Origin of the sequence: Candidatus Pelagibacter sp., assembly GCF_052049975.1 — a bacterium.
Taxonomy (GTDB): domain Bacteria; phylum Pseudomonadota; class Alphaproteobacteria; order Pelagibacterales; family Pelagibacteraceae; genus Pelagibacter.
Genome location: NZ_JBNGYZ010000002.1, coordinates 263,477 through 282,335 on the forward strand (window position 1 = coordinate 263,477; position 18,859 = coordinate 282,335).

Sequence of the window (18,859 nt, forward strand, 5' to 3'; positions counted from 1 at the left end):
AAATTATAAATTAAGTTTTACATTTTTAATTTTGTTATTTAATTCATCCAAAATTAAATTTGTTATTTCAAATTTTTTATTTCCAATTATAACATTTTTCTTATCTACAATCATTGAAATATCATTCTTTGATGAATATTCAGCTAATAATTGTTTTAAAATATCATAGATTTTTAATTTAGCCTCTTTGTTTGCTTTATCTAAATTTTGTAAAGTTTTCTTTTTTTTATTTATATATTCGTTATATTCTTTTTTGAATGAATTAATTTTTACTTTGAATTCTTCTTCCTTTAACAAATTCTTTTGAGATATTAATTTTTGTTCTTTTTCAATAAGTTTTGTTTCTTGCTCTTTGAAAATCTTGTTTTTTTCATTAACAACTTTTTGCATTTGAGTATTAACATCTTTTCCAGCTTTTGATGTATTAATAATTAAATCAATATCAATGAAAACTATTTTTTCGTTAGAAAAAGCAATTTCTGATAAAAAGAAATTAACAAATAAAAAAAAAATAAAAAAACTTTTTTTCATTAAAAAGTGGTTCCAATATTAAATCTAAATGATTCAGTTTGGTCAGATTTATGTTTTGTAATTGGTTTTGCAAATGAAAAACTTAATGGTCCAATAGGTGTAAGCATGTCCATCGCTAATCCTGTTGAGGTTCTAATTTTACTTTTATCATCAAATGAGCTGTTATAATCCATACCCCAAACATTTGCGGCATCAACAAAGTATGTAAAGTCTAATGATTCTAAAGTTGGGAATAATTGAGGTAAAGCAGTTGCAAAGTTTGCTGTTGTAATATAATTTCCACCTACATAATCATTACCATCTTTAGGACCAACTTTCTTATACTCAAAACCTCTTAACCGTGATGATGGTATATAAAGTCTCTTTGAAACTCTGACATCTTCATTATTCAAACTATGTGCTGATTTTAGATATAAACTAAATTTAGTATTCATCTCAGGTAAAGGTTCATAGTATTTACTTGATTCTAATGTATTAATAATTTCCATATTGTCAGACAACATGGGAAGTTCTTGTGCAAATACAGTTCTATGACCTTCAGAAGCTCTGTATCTTCTATTTCTTAAATCATAATCAACGTTATAGTTGAAGTATGCATCAGTATAACTGCCTTCTTGTTTTTTTAAGTTTGCAGAAGCTTTACTTGTAGTTTCAAGTTTCTCTTGAGATATTGAAAATGCTGGAGAAAAATAAAAATTTTCATATTGCTCAAATTTAGTTCCCACAGATGTTCCAAGGTTGCTAGTTTTGTAACCAAAATTTTTCAAATTATCAGTGGTCGTAGCTGTTACAGATGTAAATAAAGTATTGTCAGAATACATGAAATTAGGCCTTGAATAAATGAATTGACCTTTGACTGAAGTGTCGCTTAATGTAAGGCTTGAGTCTAATGAAATACCTTTACCTAAAAAATTATTTTCTTTTAAACCACCACCAATACTTGAGCCTGAGGTACCAGTTCCTGCACCCAAAGAAATTTCACCTGTGGGTTTTTCTTCAACAACAATATCTATAATTTTTTGGTCTGGTGAAGAGCCATCTTTTATATCTTTATCAACAGTTTTAAATAAGTTTCTTGCTTTTAAATTATTTATAGATTTGTTGAATAAAATTTCATTAAATGGATCACCTTCATCTACTAGCAAGGAATTTCTCAGCACTTCTTCATAAGTAAAATTATTTCCTAAAATATTTATTTTCTCTACATAAAGTTTTTTACTGTTTTTAAATGAGAAGATCATATCAAGTTTATTACCAATAATATTTTCTTCAACTTCAGCATTGATAAATTCATATCTTCTGGATAATGCAACTTTATCAATTTCATCTAAAATTTTTTCAACCTTGTCTAAAGAATATGTTTTTCCTTTAAGATTTGATAATTTTAGTTTTATTTCTTCAAAATCATCTGGATTATAATCAGATGGAATATCAATATTAATATTATTGAAAGTAAATCTTTGACCAGATTCTACGTTAAAAATTAATTTAAAATAATTATTATCATCAAATTCAACAAAAGAATTTATAACTTCAACATCATAGTAACCTCTATTTTTATAAAAATTTACCAATAATCTTTTGTCTAGATTTATTCTTTCTTCATTAAGAAATTTATTATTAGATAAAAATTTCCAAAACTTTGCTTCTTCAGATATAATTGCTTCTCTTAGTTTTTTATCTTTAAACTTTTTATTACCAATAAACTCTATTTTACCAATTAATGCTCTTTCACCTAATTCAATATCATAAATTAATTGAACAGAGTTTTGTTCGTCATTTTTTTGGATCGATGTTTTTATTTTTGAAAAATAAAAACCGTTTGATTTAAGAATATTGTTTACTAGGTCTATATCAGATTTGAATATTTCATCATTATAAGAAGATCTATTTTTTAAAGTCATGTTTTCTAGAAGATTTTCTCTAAATTCTTCATTTCTAACTCCATTAATCTCAATGTTTTCAATTATTGCATTTTCAATAACCGAGATTTTAAGGATAGCATTATCAAAAGAAATTTTTACATTTTCAAAAAAACCGGTTTCATATAAATTATTTAAAATAACATTAAGAGTTGAGTTATCGTAATCTTTATAATTATTGATTTTGCCGTAAATTTTTATTGTTTCATCTGAAAGTCTTTTGTTGCCATCTATAACAATTTTTTCTAATGCCATAGAGTATGATGACATCACCAGAAAAAATACTGAGCATACAATACTTAAAAATTTCATGTTAAAAGAATTCTTATATACCTTTACTTTGAATTTTAAAACTTACTAATTCTCTTAATTTCAAAATATCGTTAATATTTCTAGGGTTTTTTTTCTTATATTTTGAAAATTCTTTCAAATTAATTATTCTAAAAAAAAATTTATGTATTTGCTGAAAACTAATCTCATTTTTAAGAAATTTTTCTACTAATTGATCATTTGCTGTAATAATTATTGTGTCAAATAAAGAAGTTTTATTTCCAATTAAAGATAAAGTTTTCGATATAGGATATCTTTTGATATCTATTTTTTTTAATTTTAAATTATTTAGAGTTTCTAAATTAATGTTAGCATTTGTTTGAATATAATTATGATTGTCAAAAGTGTTAGCAATTGGAATTTTCATATCTGGTTCATGTGCAAGAAATTTTATAAGACCATTTTTAAATTTTATAAATGCATGTATATAAGACTTTTCATGTAATAAGATTTTAATTCTTGTTAAATCAAGATCAAAAATATTTCTAGCTTCCATAACTTCAAAAACCTTGTTCATCATTGTAGCTGAGTCTATTGTTATTTTGGAACCCATTGACCAGTTAGGATGTTTTAAAGCATCTCTTTTTTTAATTAATTTGAATTTACTTAAAGGTAAATTTCTAAATGGACCACCTGATGCAGTAATATAAATTTTATCAATAATTGTATTTTTTTTATTTGTTTTATTTAACAATGACCAGATTGAAAAATGTTCAGAGTCAACTGGCACAAATTCAGTTTTAAATTTTTTTAAATTTTTTTTTATTATTGGCCAAGCACAAATAATTGACTCCTTATTTGCTATAGCAATTTTTTTTGTTTTTTTAATTGATAAAACTGTAGGAATTAATCCATCAATACCTGTAATTGCACTCATAATGTAGTCGATTTTATTTTTTATGATTAAATCTAAAGAACTAAAATTATTATAAATTTTAATATTTTTGTTTTTATTTTTCTTAGAAATTTCTTCGAAAGCTTTTTTATTAGTAACAATTAAATTTTTAACATTAAATAATTTTCTTTGTTTTAATAATTCATTAATATTTTTATTAGTTGAAAGAAAAGTTATTTTATATTTTTTTTTATGGGTTTTTAATAAATCAATTAATGATTTACCTATTGATCCAGTAGATCCCAAAATTCCAACACTTATCATTAATAAAAATAATTGATTAAAATAATTCCTGATGGAACAGCAAACAGTATGCCATCTATTCTATCTAAAATTCCACCATGTCCAGGTAATATGTCCCCTGTATCCTTTAGTTTTGCTTTTCTTTTAAGATAAGAAATAAACAAATCTCCAATTTGTGAGATTAAAGAAATTAAAATTGATATAAAAATGATAACTTTTAAATCTGTTAAGCTAAGTGAAAAGCTATAAATAATTGAAAAAACTAATGTCAAAAACAAAGATCCAATTGCACCAGCATATGTTTTGTTGGGACTTATTTTTGTAAGTTTTTTACCTTTAAATATTTTTCCAAAAATAAATCCACCAATATCAGTTAAGATACAAATAATAATAACAAACAATAACGACCAGCTAATATTTGGTAAGTTTTCTATATGTTCATCAATTATAATTTTTGAGAAAAAAATTAAATGAATAAAAATTAAAGATTGAAATATATTTTTTTTAATTGAGAAATTTTTATCTTTTATAATTTTATCTATCATGCCATTAAATTCAATCCAGGTAAAAACAAAAATCAATATCAGCGAACCAACTAAAACGAAAGAATAATTTAGCATTAATACTAATAAAGCAATTAAAATTGATGATGTCAAAATTCTCTTTGATAGTTCTTTATTTTTCATATTTGTCCAAAATTTCTTTTTAACTTTCTAAATTTATTTAACACTTTTGTGTAATCATTTTCATTAAAATCAGGCCATAATTTTTTAACAAAGAAAATATCGGTATATGCAATCTGCCACAATAAAAAATTGCTCAATCTATTCGTATTTCCAGTCCTAATCAGTAAATCAGGATCTGGTATTTTGTTGGTATAAAGGTATTTTTCTAAATTCTTATGATTAATATTTAATTTACTTTTACTCAAATTTTTAATTGCATTAATTAATTCATCTTTAGATCCATAATTTAGTGCTAAATTAATTTGTAAAACATTATCTTTCATAAATGTTTTTTTTTCTGCAACATCTAAAAGTTTTTTGGTTTTTTTGGTAAATGCTTTTTTGTTGCCAATAATTTTTAATCTGATTTTATTTTTTATTAGTAAATTTATTTTTTTTGTTAAAAAGTTCTCTAGTAATTGGAATAAATAATTAATCTCATAAACTGGTCTTTTCCAATTTTCTGTTGAGAATGTGTATAAAGTTAAAAACTTAATTTTTTGCTTTACTGTTTCTTTAATTACTTTTTCAACTGTTAATAAACCAGCTTTATGACCTGAGTTTCTATTATTCTTATATTTAAGACCCCACCTGCCATTTCCATCCATAATAATGGCAACATGTGTAATGGGATTCATATTGTCATTATTTCTTTTTCTTTAGATGAAACTTTTTCATCAACGATTTTTATATGGTCGTCAGTAATTGTTTGGATATTTTTTTCATTTGATTTTTCTTCGTCTTCGGAAATATCTTTTGACTTTAAAAGTTTTTTTAATTCTTCATTAGCTTCTCTTCGGATATTTCTGACAGATACCTTGCATTTTTCACCCATAGATTTGATCATTTTCTTTAATTCAGTTCTTCTCTCTTCATTAAGTTCTGGGACAGGCAATCTTATTAATTGACCGTCTATTTGGGGATTTAAACCTAACTCTGATTTTTTAATTGCTGAATCAATTAGTGGCAAATTATTAGTATCCCATACTTGAATGTTTATCATTCTAGGTTCTGGTGTTGTAATACTAGCAAGTTGATTTATTGGCATTTGCTGTCCATAGACATCTACTTTAACTAGGTCAAGCATAGATGCGTTAGCTCTACCAGTTCTTAAAGATCCTAACTCTTTAACAAAAATATCAATAGTTTTATCCATCTTTAAACTATATGATTTTTCGTCAAACATTATTCACCTATTTTTATTCTTGAAAATTCTTTAATTCTCAAATCAGAGATACCTAATTCTTTAATGATGTCTTGAACTTTTTTCTTAGGTTCCATTACCCATGCTTGAGTTAATAGAGAGTTCTCTTCTTTAAATTTATTCATTTTTCCAATACTAATTTTTTTAGCAATATCTTCTGGTTTTCCAGAATTTTTTAATTCCTCTGTAACAAGTTCTTGCTCTTTATCAATGATCGATTGATCTAAAGAATTTGAATCTAAAGCTAAAGGATTGGAAGCTGCTATATGCATTGATAATTGTTTTCCAAATGTTTTTAATGTGTCTGATTTATCTGAGGTCTCTAAAGAAACTAAAACCGCTAGTTTAGATAGATTGTCTTTAACAACAGTATGTAAATAATGAAAGTTAATTGCCCCATCATTCTGCATTGTCTTTACTTTACCTACAGTAATTTTTTCTCCAATTTTTGCAACTAAAGCAACTAAATTGTCAGATACAGTTTGACCATTTTTCATAGTTGAAGAATTTAGTTCATCAATGTTTGAATTTATTCCATTATTGATTTCACTTAATTCTTTTACAAAATTTATAAAATCGTCATTTTTAGCAACAAAATCTGTTTCGCAATTAACTTCAATTGCAGAAATTTTATTTTCATCACCAGAAACGGCAACAACACCTTCTTTTGCATCTCTAGACATTTTTTTTGAAGCTTTAGAAATACCTTTTACACGTAAGATTTCTATTGCTTTATCTAGATCACCAGCAGACTCTTTGATTGCTAAATTACAATCTTTAAAACCAGCTCCAGTCGCTTCTCTTAGTTTTTTTACCTTTTCTATATCACTCATATTAATTTAACTTTTCCTTTTTTTCTTTCACAAACTTTTCATTAAGCTTTTCTCTATCTAGCTCGGCTAAAGTTTTTTCATTTTTTTTAATTTCAGTGGTTGTTTTTTCTTGTACATGTATTGATGATTTCGCATTATTAATTGTTTCTTTTATTAGATTGCAGTAAAGATCTATTGATCTTCTAGCATCATCATTACCAGGAATAGGAAAATCAATACCGTCTGGATTTGAATTACTATCTAAAATAGCAATAATAGGTATTCCTAATTTTACGGACTCTTGAATTGCTAAAGACTCATAATTTGTATCAATAATAAAAACTAGATCTGGAACTTTCTTCATTTCTGCAATTCCACCTAAAGATCTTTGTAATTTATCTTTTTTAACACTCATTTTTAGAAGTTCTTTTTTTGTGAAACCTCTATTTTCAGATACAAGATCAGTCTCTAATTTTTTTAATTTTTTAATAGAGTTTGAAATTGTGCCCCAGTTAGTTAACATTCCACCTAGCCATCTGTAATTCACAAAATATTGATCTGTATCTTTTGCAACCTCTGCAATTGCTTCTGATGCTTGTTTTTTTGTAGAAACAAACAAAATCTTTCCATTATTTGCAATTGTTGAATAAACTTTTTCAAGTGCAACTTTTGTTAATTCTAATGTTTGTGTAAGATCAATAATGTGTATTGAATCTCTTTTTCCAAAAATATATTTTTTCATTTTGGGGTTCCATCTTAAAGTCTTATGACCTAAGTGAACTCCAGCTTCTAATAATTGTTGTATAGATAAGTTAGGTATTTTCATATTTATTCCCGGTTAAGCCACCACAGTAATTTCCATTTAAGGACCGGAGGTATAAAACCAAATACTGTGTGCGTATTGTTAATTTAGGCTTTAATACAATAAATTATTCAATAAACAAGAGAATTTTAGGTAATTTCTGCTTGAATTTGCTGATTTTTAATCAAATTTAAAGTTTTACGATCGAGGTTTCTTGGATTTTCAAGTTTGAAGAGCATTTTATTTTCACCATTGTCTAATTCTATATTAATGTTTGTTTTTCCGTTATCAGATAATAAATTTGAAATTTTTTCAAGTTGATTTGTTGAAGTGATTTTAAATAAAACTTCCGAAATCGGTTTATTAATTAAATCTTTTAGTGAAGCAATTTTTTGTACATTAATTCGTTTTGTCTTATTTTCATCATTTGAAATCGTTTTTACTAAAGTAATCAATAAAGAACTTCCTTCTTTTAGGATTTCTCTATTTAATTGTAAAGTATCTGAAAAAATGAATAATTCGAATACACTATTTAAATCAGTTAATTTAATAACTCCATAAGGAGTGCCTTTGGCTGTCTTTCTTTCAGTAAGTTTTAATAGGGTTGCTGAAATATTTGTTTCTTTTAATAAATCATCATTTGAAAATTCTTGGTAATCAGTGATGTTGTAATCATCAAATGTATCTTTAAATTGATTTAAAGGATGATCAGAAATAAAAAAGCCAACAGCTTCAAATTCTTTTGAAAGTCTTTCTTCAAACTTCCAATCATCAGTCTTTGAAATTAACTCTTCATCATTTTTAGATAATTCATCTCCAAATAAATCAATTTGGTTGGCAATCTTATTTTCGTATAAATTTTTTGATTTAAGTATTAAATTTGGTATAGAATTAAATAAAGCTTGTCTATTATTATCTAAACTATCAAAAGCACCTGCTTTAACAAGTCCCTCTAATTGTAATTTATTTATGTCTTTTGGATCTACTCTATTTATGAAATCACTAATTGAAATAAATTTACCATTTAGTTCTCTTTCTTTAACAATGTTAGATACTGCCTCATATCCAACTGCTTTAATCGCTCCTAATGCATAAAAGAATTTATCATCAATAGTTCTAAAATCAGCAAAACATTCATTTATGTCTGGACGAATAATTTCAACTTTCAGTCTTCTTAATTCCTCATAGAATTCACTTAATTTATTTTGATTAGATAAATCCATTGTCATTGATGCAGCAATAAATTCTTTAGGAAAATATGTTTTTAAAAATGCTGTTTGATAAGAAATAATTGCATAGGCAGCTGCATGACTTTTATTAAATCCATATTCAGCAAATGGTTCAATTTTTAAAAATATACCAGCCGCAACATCTTTGCTTATCCCATTATTAACAGCTCCATTAATAAAATTCTGTTTTTGTTTTTCTAATTCTGCTCTTTTCTTTTTTCCCATTGCTCTTCTCAAAATATCTGCTTGTCCAGCAGTAAATCCTGATAATTTTTGAGCTATTTGCATTACTTGTTCTTGATAGATGATAACACCATTAGTTGGTTTCAAAATATCTTCTAATAATGGATGTAAATAATCTGGAGTTTGTCTTCCATGCTTACAATCATTATATGTTGGTATGTTACTCATTGGACCAGGTCTATATAGAGCTACTAGTGCAATGATATCTTCAATATGATTTGGTTTCATTTGTAAAAGAGCTTCACGCATACCAGCACTTTCAATCTGAAATAACCCAACAGTTTTACCTGAAGATAATAAATCAAATACTTTTTGGTCATCATATTTAATTTGATCAATACTAAAATTCTTATCAATTTTTTTAATAAGTTTTTGTGTATTGTTTATTACTGTGAGTGTCTTTAAACCTAAGAAATCAAACTTTACTAAACCAGCATTTTCTGCGGAATACATATCAAATTGTGTTGATGGCAAAAGTAAATCTGCAGAACTATCTTTATACAATGGAACTACATCAGTAAGTTTTCTATCAGCTATTACAACACCAGCTGCATGTGTTGCTACATTTCTATTTAATCCTTCAATTTGCAAAGAAATTTCTGCTAATTTTTTTACTCTTGGGTCCTCTTTAATCATTTTTTGCAATCTTGGTTCTCCAGCTATACATTCAGATAAAGTTTGTGGTCTAGATGGATCAAATGGTATCATTTTTGAGATGCTATCAACAAAACCATAAGGTAAACCAAGAACACGACCAACGTCTCTAATTGCCATTCTTGCCTTAAGTTTACCGAATGTGATTATATGTGCTACGCTGTTTTGATATTTTTCAGTAAGATATTTGAACACTAAGTCTCTTTTTTCCTCACAAAAGTCTATATCAAAATCAGGCATTGATATTCTATCCGGGTTTAAAAATCTCTCAAAAATTAAATTAAACTTAATAGGATCAACATCAGTAATTGAGAGACACCAGGCTACTAGTGAACCAGCACCAGAGCCTCTACCTGGACCTACTGGTATGTCATTTTTTTTTGCCCATTTAATATAATCAGAGACAATTAAAAAATAACTAGAGTATTTCATTTCAATGATAATGCTTAATTCATGATCTAGTCTATCTTTATAATTTAAATATTTTTCATCTTTATCAAACTCATTTTCATTTTTCAAAAAAACTTCTTTAAATTTACTATTTAAACCTTCAATAGAGTCTTTTTTTAATATTTCATCAGCACTACCATCTTTTTTAGAACTAATATCAGGCAATATTGGTTTTGATGAGGAAGGTTTAAAATTACATCTTAAAGGAAAATTATAATTATTTTCTAGAGCTTCTGGAAGATCAGAAAATAATTCAGACATTTCATTGTCATTTTTTAAATAATGTTGATTAGAAAATTTAATTCGATTTTTTTCATTAACATAAGTTTTATTTCCAATACAAATTAAAGCATCATGTGCTTCATGCATATTTTTATCAATATAAAAAACTTCATGAGTGGCAATAATCGCAATTTCTTCTTTTAATGATTGATTAAGATTAAATTTTTCAAATCCTTTTTCATTTTCATCACCATGTCTTTGTATTTCAATATAAAATCTATCTTTAAAATTTTTTTTTAGTAATTTATATAAATTCGAGATTTCAGAAAATTTTCCTTTATCAAAAAGTTTGCCAAATAATCCATTTATTGAACCAGAGAATATCGCTACACCCTCATTATTTTCTAATAAATCATCGAAATTAATATGAGGTTCAGACAAGTTATCATTTTCAAGAAATGATTTAGATGAAAGATAAATAATTCTTTTGTAACCTTCTTCGTTCATAGCAAATAGAGGAAGCAATCCGAAAGTATCACCATATTTTATAAAAATTTGTGTACTTAGAATTGGTTGCGTCCCAACTTTAGAAACTTTTTCAGAAAATTCTAAAGCTCCACATAAATTTGAAGTATCACTTAAACCTAAGGATTTAATTTTGTTATCTTTACAAATCTTATCAATGTCATCAATCTTTACTGCACCTTCGCAAATTGAATATTGAGAATGTATTTTTAAATGATTAAAATTTTGTAATTTAATTTCTGACATTAATGGTTCTTATATTACCATTAACCATTTCTAATATGCAATCTGACTTATTAGCAAAATATCTATTGTGAGTTGCAAAAATAATAATTCTATCTTTTGTTATTTGTTTAGTTAGCAGTGAAAAAATTTCTTTAGCAGTGTTTAAATCCAAACTTCCAGTAGGTTCATCTGCTAAAATAATCTTTGGTTTGTTGATTAAAGCTCTAGCTATAGCCACTCTTTGCATCTCACCACCTGATAATTCTGATGGATAATGGTTCATTCTATTAGATAGACCAACATCATTAATTATTTTTTTTGCTTTATTTTTAGCATCAAATTTATTTTCACCGCTTGCTAAATTTGCAAGATATACATTTTCTAATGTGGTAAAATCACTTAAGAGATTATTTTGTTGATAAATAATACCTATATTTTCAGCTCTAAATATATCATTTGTATTTTTATCGTTATACCCGATGATTAAGTTATCAAACTTAAGTACTCCTTTATTAGGTCTATCAATCATAGATATAATATTTAGCAATGTTGATTTTCCTGATCCAGAAGGACCCATAAGAGAATAAATTTTACCTGTTTTAAATTTATAAGATAAATTTTTTAAAACTGAAATTTTTCTACTTGTTGAAAAACTTTTTGAGATATTTTTTAATTCAACAATATTACTCATACTTTAAAGATTTAATTGGATCTAATTTTGCAGCTTTCATAGCTGGAAAAATAGATACGATTATAGTTATAAATATCGAACATAGTGCAATAAGAGTAATTGATGAAATATTTATTTCTGATGGCATTTTACTTAAGAAATAAATTTCTTCTGGAAAAAGACTGATATTGAATGTGTTACTTAAGAATTGTCTTAAATTTTCAACATATAAAGAAAAAGTTACACCAAGAAAAATTCCAAATATTGTAGCTGATGTACCTATTAATATCCCAACTAGGAAAAAAATTTTAACAATTGATTTATTTTGAACGCCTATTGATTTTAAAATACCAATATCTTTTGTTTTATTTTTAACAAGAATTGTTAAACCAGAAATTATATTAAAAGCAGCAACAATAATAATTAATGATAGAATAATAAACATTACATTCCTTTCAACTTTAAGTGCTGAAAATAAAGAACTATTCATATCAGCCCAACTAAAGACAAACTCATCTTCAAAGATTTTTTGTATAATTTCTTTTTGATTTTCAATATTTTGAGGATCTTTTAAAAATAATTCTAAATTTCTATCATCAGAAGAATAATTAAAAAATTCTTCTAAACTATTCAAATTTATAAATGCAACATTATTATCAAAATCTGCTAGACCACTATCAAAAATTGAAGTTACAATAAAACTTTTTTGTCTAGGCAAACTTCCAATGATTGTGTGTAAAGAAGATGGAGACATCAGCACTATATTATCTCCAATTTCAAGATTTAATGAAAAACTCAATTCTTTTCCTATTGAGATAGAATCTTTTTGTAAACTATTTTTAATACCATTAAAATTTTCATTATTAATTATTTCAAGTTTTTCAAAATCTAATTTTAAATAACCCCTTAGTAAAATTCCTTTTGTAGTTTCATTTTTTAAAATGACAGCTTCACCAGAATTGCTCTCTAGATAATATTTTAAATTATTTAAAATCTTTTCATTTTGTAACTTATTTGCCTCAATTTTTTTTGAGTACGGTTTAATTGTTAAATGAGAGTTAAATCCAATAATTTTATTAACTAATTCTGTTCTAAATCCATTCATAACAGACATCACAATTATGAGAACTGCTACACCAAGACCAATACCAATAAATGAAAAAATAGAAATTACATTTAAGAAACCATCTTTTTTTCTGGATCTTAAAAACCTTAAAGTTACTTCTTTTTCTAATTGAGAAATCAATTTTTATTTTTTTCTTCTGATATAATTTTAATAATATCTGATACAGATATATTTTGTGTTTCTTTTCCAATTTCCTTAAATTCAAAAAGATTTCCGTCAGATTTCTTACCAATTATTATTTGATAAGGAGATCCAATTAAATTCATCTTTTTAATTTTAGAAGATAGATTTTCATCAGTATCATCAATAATTACATCAATATTTTGTTTTTTTAATTCAGCCATTAAATTGTTAGCTTTTTCTAAACTTGATGAGTCATTTTTATTCATCATTGGAATTATTGCTACATCATATGGGGCTACTGATAATGGCCATTTCATAACCTCATTTTTATCATCGAATTTTGCTTCGATTATGGCACCTACAAGTCTTGAAACACCTATTCCATATGAACCCATTTTTACAAAATCTTTTTTTCCACCAGGCAAATCAACTGAAGCATCCATAGGTTTTGAATATTTATCACCAAAATAAAATATATGACCAACCTCAATACCTTTGGTAATTAACCTGTTTTCCTCTGTAACTTTCTTTTCAAATTCTTCTTTATTAAATTTCTCATCAGTAACAGCATAAAATTGTTCATATTTTTTTCTTAGTTCGATTAATGAGTTTTTATTTATTGGAGTGCCCTCTCCACTTAGTTCAAAAATTCTTTTATCTGTAAAAATTTTACTTTCTCCCGTGTCAGCTAAAATAATAAATTCATGTGAAAGATTACCACCAATTGGCCCTGTATCAGCTGCCATTGGAATAGCTGTTAAATCAAGTCTTTTAAAAGTTTTTAGATAAGATAGGAAAAATTTATTGTATGAAAAAAATGCTTCGTCATCATTTATGTCAAAAGAATAGGCATCTTTCATATAAAATTCACGACCTCTCATAATACCAAACCTTGGTCGTATCTCATCTCTAAATTTCCATTGTATATGATAAAGTAATTGAGGCAGTGATTTATAAGATTTTACTGAAGCTCGAAATATTTCTGTAACTAATTCTTCATTAGTTGGACCATACAACATTTCTCTTCCTTGTCTGTCCTTTATTCTTAACATTTCTTCACCATAGTCTTCATAACGTCCACTTTCTTTCCATATCTCACTAGATTGAATTGTAGGCATTAATATTTCTTGAACACCAATTCTATTTTGTTCTTCTCTTACTATTTGTTCAATTTTTTTCATTACTTTAAAGCCTAAAGGCAACCAAGAATAAATACCTGCTGAAGATTGTTTGATCATTCCAACTCTTAACATTAGTTGATGTGATTTAATTTTAGCTTCTGATGGATTATTTTTTAAAATTGGAATGAATGATTTTGAAATGTACATTTTAGCTTATCATATTCCTTAAATTTAAATATTCAAACCTCATTAACACATAAAGAATTCCAAAAATTACTGATGTAATTAATGTGCAAAGAAAAAATTTTTTTAACATCTTTGGATTTTGAGGTGATCCAGGGTCTTCACCTTCCACTTCGATAGGTTTATTTCTCTCTACATCAATTGGTAATATTGAAAAAAAAACGATCCACCAAATAATTACATATAAAATAGCAAGACCAGTTACACTCATTAAATTTTAACTATATTAATATTTGTATATGGTTTTTTACCTGTTTTCTCTTTCGAAAATTTTCTACAAGCAATTTTAAGAGCATCAATCAAATTGTGTTCTTGTTGTTTGCTTCCTAATTTGAAAGTTCTGGTAGTTCTTTCTATTTCATCTTCCATACCATATACAAATTCCTCTTTTTCAAAAATTGGAAGACCCTTAAAAGATACTATAGGATTGTTATGTATATTTCCTTTTGGAGTAACCATAATTGTAATTTCTAAATATCCATTAGCACTTAAATTTTTTCTTTCTTTAATTGATTGACTGTCTTCTTCAACACTTATAGATCCATCAAGATATAGTCTTCCACTTGGTGCTTTATCGTAAACTTCTGGTTTATCTCCTGGAGCTAATTTTACTATATCGCCATTCTCGACCTGAACGGGATATGGGACCTGCATTTCTTTTGCAAAATTAATATGTTCAATCATATGTCTATGTTCTCCATGTACAGGAATAACGCACTTTGGTTTCACCCAATCATACATATCCTTTAAGTCTTCTCGATTAGGATGACCTGATACATGTATAAATTCACTTTCCTCCGAAATAACTTCAATACCATCTTTAACCAATTGATTATGAAGTTTATAAAGTTTCTTTTCGTTTCCAGGAATAATTTTTGATGAAAATATCACAGCATCTCCTTTTTCAATAAAAACGTCAGGATGAGTGTAACTTGAGATTCTCATCATAGCACCCATAGGCTCTCCTTGGCTACCTGTGCAAAGATAAACCATTTTTTCTCTAGAAATATTTTTTGCTTCTCTTGGATCAATTGGTTCAATTGTATTTTTCAAATATCCACATTGTCTTGCCGCTTTATAAATTCTATGCATTGATCTTCCAACTAAAGAAATTTGTCTTCCAGTTTTTTCTGCACAATAAAAAGCTGTTTCCATTCTAGCAACGTTAGAAGCAAAAGATGTTATGATTATTCTTTTTTTTAGTCTGCTCATTATATTCAACATATTTTTTCTAACATCTGCTTCAGATCCTGATCTTCCAGCGCTAAAAACATTTGTTGAATCACAAATCATTGCAAGAACACCCTCATCACCTATTTCTTTCAATCTTTTGGAATTAATATTGTCACCAATTAAAGGATTAGGATCAACTTTCCAATCTCCTGTATGTAAAACTACACCAGCTGGTGTTTTTATCTTAAGTCCATTAGGCTCTAAAATTGAATGAGTTAAAGTAATATACTCAACTTCAAAAGGGTTTAAATCAACTTTCCCATTTAATTCTACAATCTGTAAGTCGTTTGTAATATCAATATGTTTTTCTCTAAATTTTTCTCTTATTAAAACAGCTGTAAATGGTGTTGCGTAAATTTTACATTTTAATTTTGGCCATAGATGTGAAATTGCTCCAATATGATCTTCGTGAGCATGAGTTAAAACTATTCCTAATAAATTATCTTTTCTTTCCTGAATAAAACCGGGGTCAGGATAAATAAGATCTACACCTGGTATAGTATCATCAGCAAATGTTACTCCAATATCTACCATGATCCATTTATGATTACCTGGTTGACCATAACCAAATAAGTTCATGTTCATACCAATCTCACCAGAGCCGCCTAATGGGCAAAATAAAAATTCGTCCTTCATCCTATTTAATTAACCTTGAAGATCTAATAAGGCCATTAATTGTTATATTAATATCTTGTTTTACTTTTGTTTTAATTGAATTTTTAAACAATTCAGAAAATCCACCTGTTAAAATAACTTGAAAAGATTTTCTAGTTTCCTTCTTAATTAAATTTATCACATTGTCAATTAATCCAGCATATCCCCAAAAAAAACCTGATCTTACAGCTGAAATAGTGTCTTTACCTATAACTTTGGATATTTTTGTTAAATTTATTTTTGGAATTAGAGATGCTTTATCAGAAAGAGTTTTAAGCGATAATTCAATACCAGGTGAAATGATTCCACCTTTATAATTATTACCAATTAATACATCAAATGTAGTTGCTGTGCCAAAATCTAAAATAATAAAATTCTTTCTTTTATCAACAAGACTAATTGCATTAGCTAATCTATCTGATCCTACTTGTTTATAATTGACATCAATTTTTAAGAAAGATTTTAAATTTAATTCCTTTAATTCATAGCATCTAGTTTGAGTTTTTTTTGAAATAAATTTCTTTATTTCTTTATATGTTTTAGGCACAACACTACAAAAAAGAATTTTTTTAATTTGATTGAAATCAATATGCTTAAAAAAAGAGTTCAATTCTCCTCTTTTAAATTTTTTACTCGATATAATAACTCTTTTAACAATCTTTAAGTTATCATTTATTAAGCAAATTTTTGTATCTGTATTTCCTATATCACCTAGTAATAACATTTTAAGACTTATAGTACTTTGATAAAAATTTCTCAAAAGTTATTTTTAATTGGTTTTGAAACATTTTTTTATCAATTTTATGTTTGGTTAACTCTAATAAATTAGTTGTGGGATAATTTTTAATTTTTGGGCTTTTAATTAAATTCAATCCTATTCCTACAATCAAATAGTTTTGATCTAATTTTTCAATTTTTTCTTGTAAAATTCCACATATCTTTTTTTTTTCGATCAATAAATCATTTGGTGATTTAAATGATATTTTTTTCTTGTAGTACTTAGATATGACTTTCTTCACTAATAAACAATTTGTTTTAGTTAATTTGTTTATTGTAAAATTGATCTTCTCAAGTTTGTAAAATATAGTTAAAAAAATATTTCCCTTATATGAAATCCAATTTCTTCCATATTGTCCTTTTCCTTTTTTTTGTGTTTCTGTAATGATTATACCAAAATCAGTATTAGATTTTTTTAATATCCTTATTGCCGTTTGATTAGTGCTGTTAACTTTAACATAATTAAATTGTTTTAGTTTCATTAAATAATATTAATTCTTGAAACTACATCAATTATTTGACTTGGGAAGATGAAGTAAATCAAAATTAATATTGTTGAAACTGTAAGAGAAAATTTTAACCAAAAGCTATGGTCTGAGTCATATTTTTCTTTTTCTTGATCAAAGTAAATTATTTTTATTATTCTCAAATAATAAAATGCTGCAATTACTGTTGATAGTAAACCTATTATAGCTAAAAAATACATTGATTGCTCAATTACTGCCATGAAGACATAGAACTTAGCAAAGAATCCTGCTAATGGTGGTATGCCTGCTAGTGAAAATAGTATCACCAACAGTGATAGAGATAATAATGGATGATTTTTAGACAAGCCTGACAGATCATCTAATGTCTCATAATATTGATCATTTCTTTTTAACATTAAAAGACAAGAGAAAAGTCCCAAGTTCATTACAAAATAAATTGTTATATATATTACTGAACTTTGTATTCCTTCATTGGTTCCAGTTGTTAATCCAGCTAATGCATAACCAATATGACTAATTGAACTATAAGCTATTAGTCGTTTGATATTTTTTTGTCCAATAGCTGCTACTGCCCCAAAAACCATTGAAGCAATTGAAAGAAAGATTAATATCATTTGCCATTGATCGATCAGATTAATAAATGGTACATAAAGAAATCTTATAAATACAGTCAATGCTGCAATTTTAGGAACAATTGTAAAAAATAAAGTTACTGATGTTGGAGAACCCTCATAAACATCTGGTGCCCACATATGAAATGGTACTGCTGAAATTTTAAATGCAAGTCCAACTAAAATAAACACAATACCAAAGGTGAGAACATATTGGTCTGAGTCTAAATTGTTAGCAATTATTTCAAAATTTGTTGATCCAGAAAAACCATAAATTAATGAACAGCCATACAATAAAAGACCTGAAGATAATGCGCTTAAAACAAAATATTTCAAACCTGCTTCAGAAGATTTTACTTCATCTCTGTTAAATGATGAAAGGACATATAATGATAATGATTGAAGCTCTAAACCAATATAAAATAAAATTAAATCGTTCGAACTAATCATAACCATCATTCCTAAAACGGCACAAATTACTAATATTGGGTATTCAATCTTTAATATTTTAAAAGTTTTCAAATAATTTGAGGAAACAATTAGAGCCATCAAAGCAGCAATAATAGTTATAAACTTCATAAATGATGCTAAATAATCAATTACAACACTTCCATTGAACAACAATGTATTTTCAACAGTTAAGGTTTCGTTAAAAATGATACCACCAGTAATTAGTAATATTATTAAAGAAAAGTTATGAATAAGTTTTGAACTATCTTTTTTAAATACCCCTAAAATCAATAAAAACATTATAGCTAAGGATATAAATATTTCAGGTAATACTAAATTTAAGTTTTCCAT

17 protein-coding genes are annotated in these 18,859 nt (G+C 26.3%); all 17 read right to left on the reverse strand.

The genetic code is table 11. The annotated features are described in order from the left end of the window. Nucleotides 1-3: 3 nt before the first annotated feature. Nucleotides 4-531 carry an OmpH family outer membrane protein gene (locus ACTT9U_RS05160; protein ID WP_440932106.1) on the reverse strand — a complete coding sequence of 176 codons (528 nt, stop codon included), beginning with the start codon at nt 529-531 and terminating at the stop codon, nt 4-6. Then, nucleotides 531-2,723, reverse strand: a complete 2,193-nt coding sequence (gene bamA, locus ACTT9U_RS05165; protein ID WP_440932107.1) for an outer membrane protein assembly factor BamA — start codon at nt 2,721-2,723, stop codon at nt 531-533. Before bamA ends, ACTT9U_RS05160 begins: the two co-directional genes overlap by 1 nt. A 55-nt stretch (nt 2,724-2,778) precedes the next feature. After that, complete coding sequence (locus ACTT9U_RS05170) at nt 2,779-3,942, reverse strand: 1-deoxy-D-xylulose-5-phosphate reductoisomerase (RefSeq protein ID WP_440932108.1); 1,164 nt, start codon at nt 3,940-3,942, stop codon at nt 2,779-2,781. Continuing rightward, complete coding sequence (locus tag ACTT9U_RS05175) at nt 3,942-4,607, reverse strand: phosphatidate cytidylyltransferase (protein WP_440932109.1); 666 nt, start codon at nt 4,605-4,607, stop codon at nt 3,942-3,944. The genes ACTT9U_RS05170 and ACTT9U_RS05175 overlap by 1 nt, the downstream gene beginning before the upstream one ends. Then, nucleotides 4,604-5,284: a polyprenyl diphosphate synthase gene (uppS, locus tag ACTT9U_RS05180; RefSeq protein ID WP_440932110.1), complete on the reverse strand. Its 681-nt coding sequence runs from the start codon at nt 5,282-5,284 to the stop codon at nt 4,604-4,606. Before uppS ends, ACTT9U_RS05175 begins: the two co-directional genes overlap by 4 nt. Then, entirely contained in the window at nt 5,281-5,832 is a 552-nt protein-coding gene (gene frr / locus ACTT9U_RS05185) for a ribosome recycling factor (RefSeq protein WP_440932111.1), read from the reverse strand. Before frr ends, uppS begins: the two co-directional genes overlap by 4 nt. Further along, nucleotides 5,832-6,683, reverse strand: coding sequence for a translation elongation factor Ts (gene tsf, locus ACTT9U_RS05190; protein WP_440932112.1), 852 nt, complete (start codon nt 6,681-6,683; stop codon nt 5,832-5,834). The genes frr and tsf overlap by 1 nt, the downstream gene beginning before the upstream one ends. Nucleotide 6,684: 1 nt before the next feature. Then, nucleotides 6,685-7,488 carry a 30S ribosomal protein S2 gene (gene rpsB, locus ACTT9U_RS05195; protein ID WP_440932113.1) on the reverse strand — a complete coding sequence of 268 codons (804 nt, stop codon included), beginning with the start codon at nt 7,486-7,488 and terminating at the stop codon, nt 6,685-6,687. A 125-nt stretch (nt 7,489-7,613) separates the two neighbouring features. After that, on the reverse strand, nt 7,614-11,033 hold the full coding sequence (gene dnaE / locus ACTT9U_RS05200; RefSeq protein ID WP_440932114.1) for a DNA polymerase III subunit alpha: 3,420 nt from the start codon (nt 11,031-11,033) through the stop codon (nt 7,614-7,616). After that, nucleotides 11,020-11,703 (reverse strand): ABC transporter ATP-binding protein, encoded by a 684-nt coding sequence (locus ACTT9U_RS05205; RefSeq protein ID WP_440932115.1) that lies wholly within the window; start codon nt 11,701-11,703, stop codon nt 11,020-11,022. Before ACTT9U_RS05205 ends, dnaE begins: the two co-directional genes overlap by 14 nt. After that, a complete protein-coding gene (locus ACTT9U_RS05210; protein WP_440932116.1) occupies nt 11,696-12,928 on the reverse strand; it encodes an FtsX-like permease family protein in 1,233 nt (410 codons plus the stop codon). Before ACTT9U_RS05210 ends, ACTT9U_RS05205 begins: the two co-directional genes overlap by 8 nt. Beyond that, entirely contained in the window at nt 12,925-14,259 is a 1,335-nt protein-coding gene (gene proS / locus ACTT9U_RS05215) for a proline--tRNA ligase (RefSeq protein WP_440932117.1), read from the reverse strand. Before proS ends, ACTT9U_RS05210 begins: the two co-directional genes overlap by 4 nt. 1 nt (nt 14,260) lies before the next feature. Next, on the reverse strand, nt 14,261-14,506 hold the full coding sequence (locus ACTT9U_RS05220; protein ID WP_440932118.1) for a DUF1467 family protein: 246 nt from the start codon (nt 14,504-14,506) through the stop codon (nt 14,261-14,263). Then, nucleotides 14,506-16,164 carry a ribonuclease J gene (locus tag ACTT9U_RS05225; RefSeq protein WP_440932119.1) on the reverse strand — a complete coding sequence of 553 codons (1,659 nt, stop codon included), beginning with the start codon at nt 16,162-16,164 and terminating at the stop codon, nt 14,506-14,508. The genes ACTT9U_RS05220 and ACTT9U_RS05225 overlap by 1 nt, the downstream gene beginning before the upstream one ends. Before the next feature lies 1 nt (nt 16,165). Next, entirely contained in the window at nt 16,166-16,906 is a 741-nt protein-coding gene (locus tag ACTT9U_RS05230) for a type III pantothenate kinase (protein WP_440930191.1), read from the reverse strand. Nucleotide 16,907: 1 nt separating this feature from the next. Then, nucleotides 16,908-17,441, reverse strand: coding sequence for a biotin--[acetyl-CoA-carboxylase] ligase (locus tag ACTT9U_RS05235; RefSeq protein WP_440932120.1), 534 nt, complete (start codon nt 17,439-17,441; stop codon nt 16,908-16,910). Continuing rightward, nucleotides 17,441-18,859: an NADH-quinone oxidoreductase subunit NuoN gene (gene nuoN, locus ACTT9U_RS05240; RefSeq protein WP_440932121.1), complete on the reverse strand. Its 1,419-nt coding sequence runs from the start codon at nt 18,857-18,859 to the stop codon at nt 17,441-17,443. Before nuoN ends, ACTT9U_RS05235 begins: the two co-directional genes overlap by 1 nt.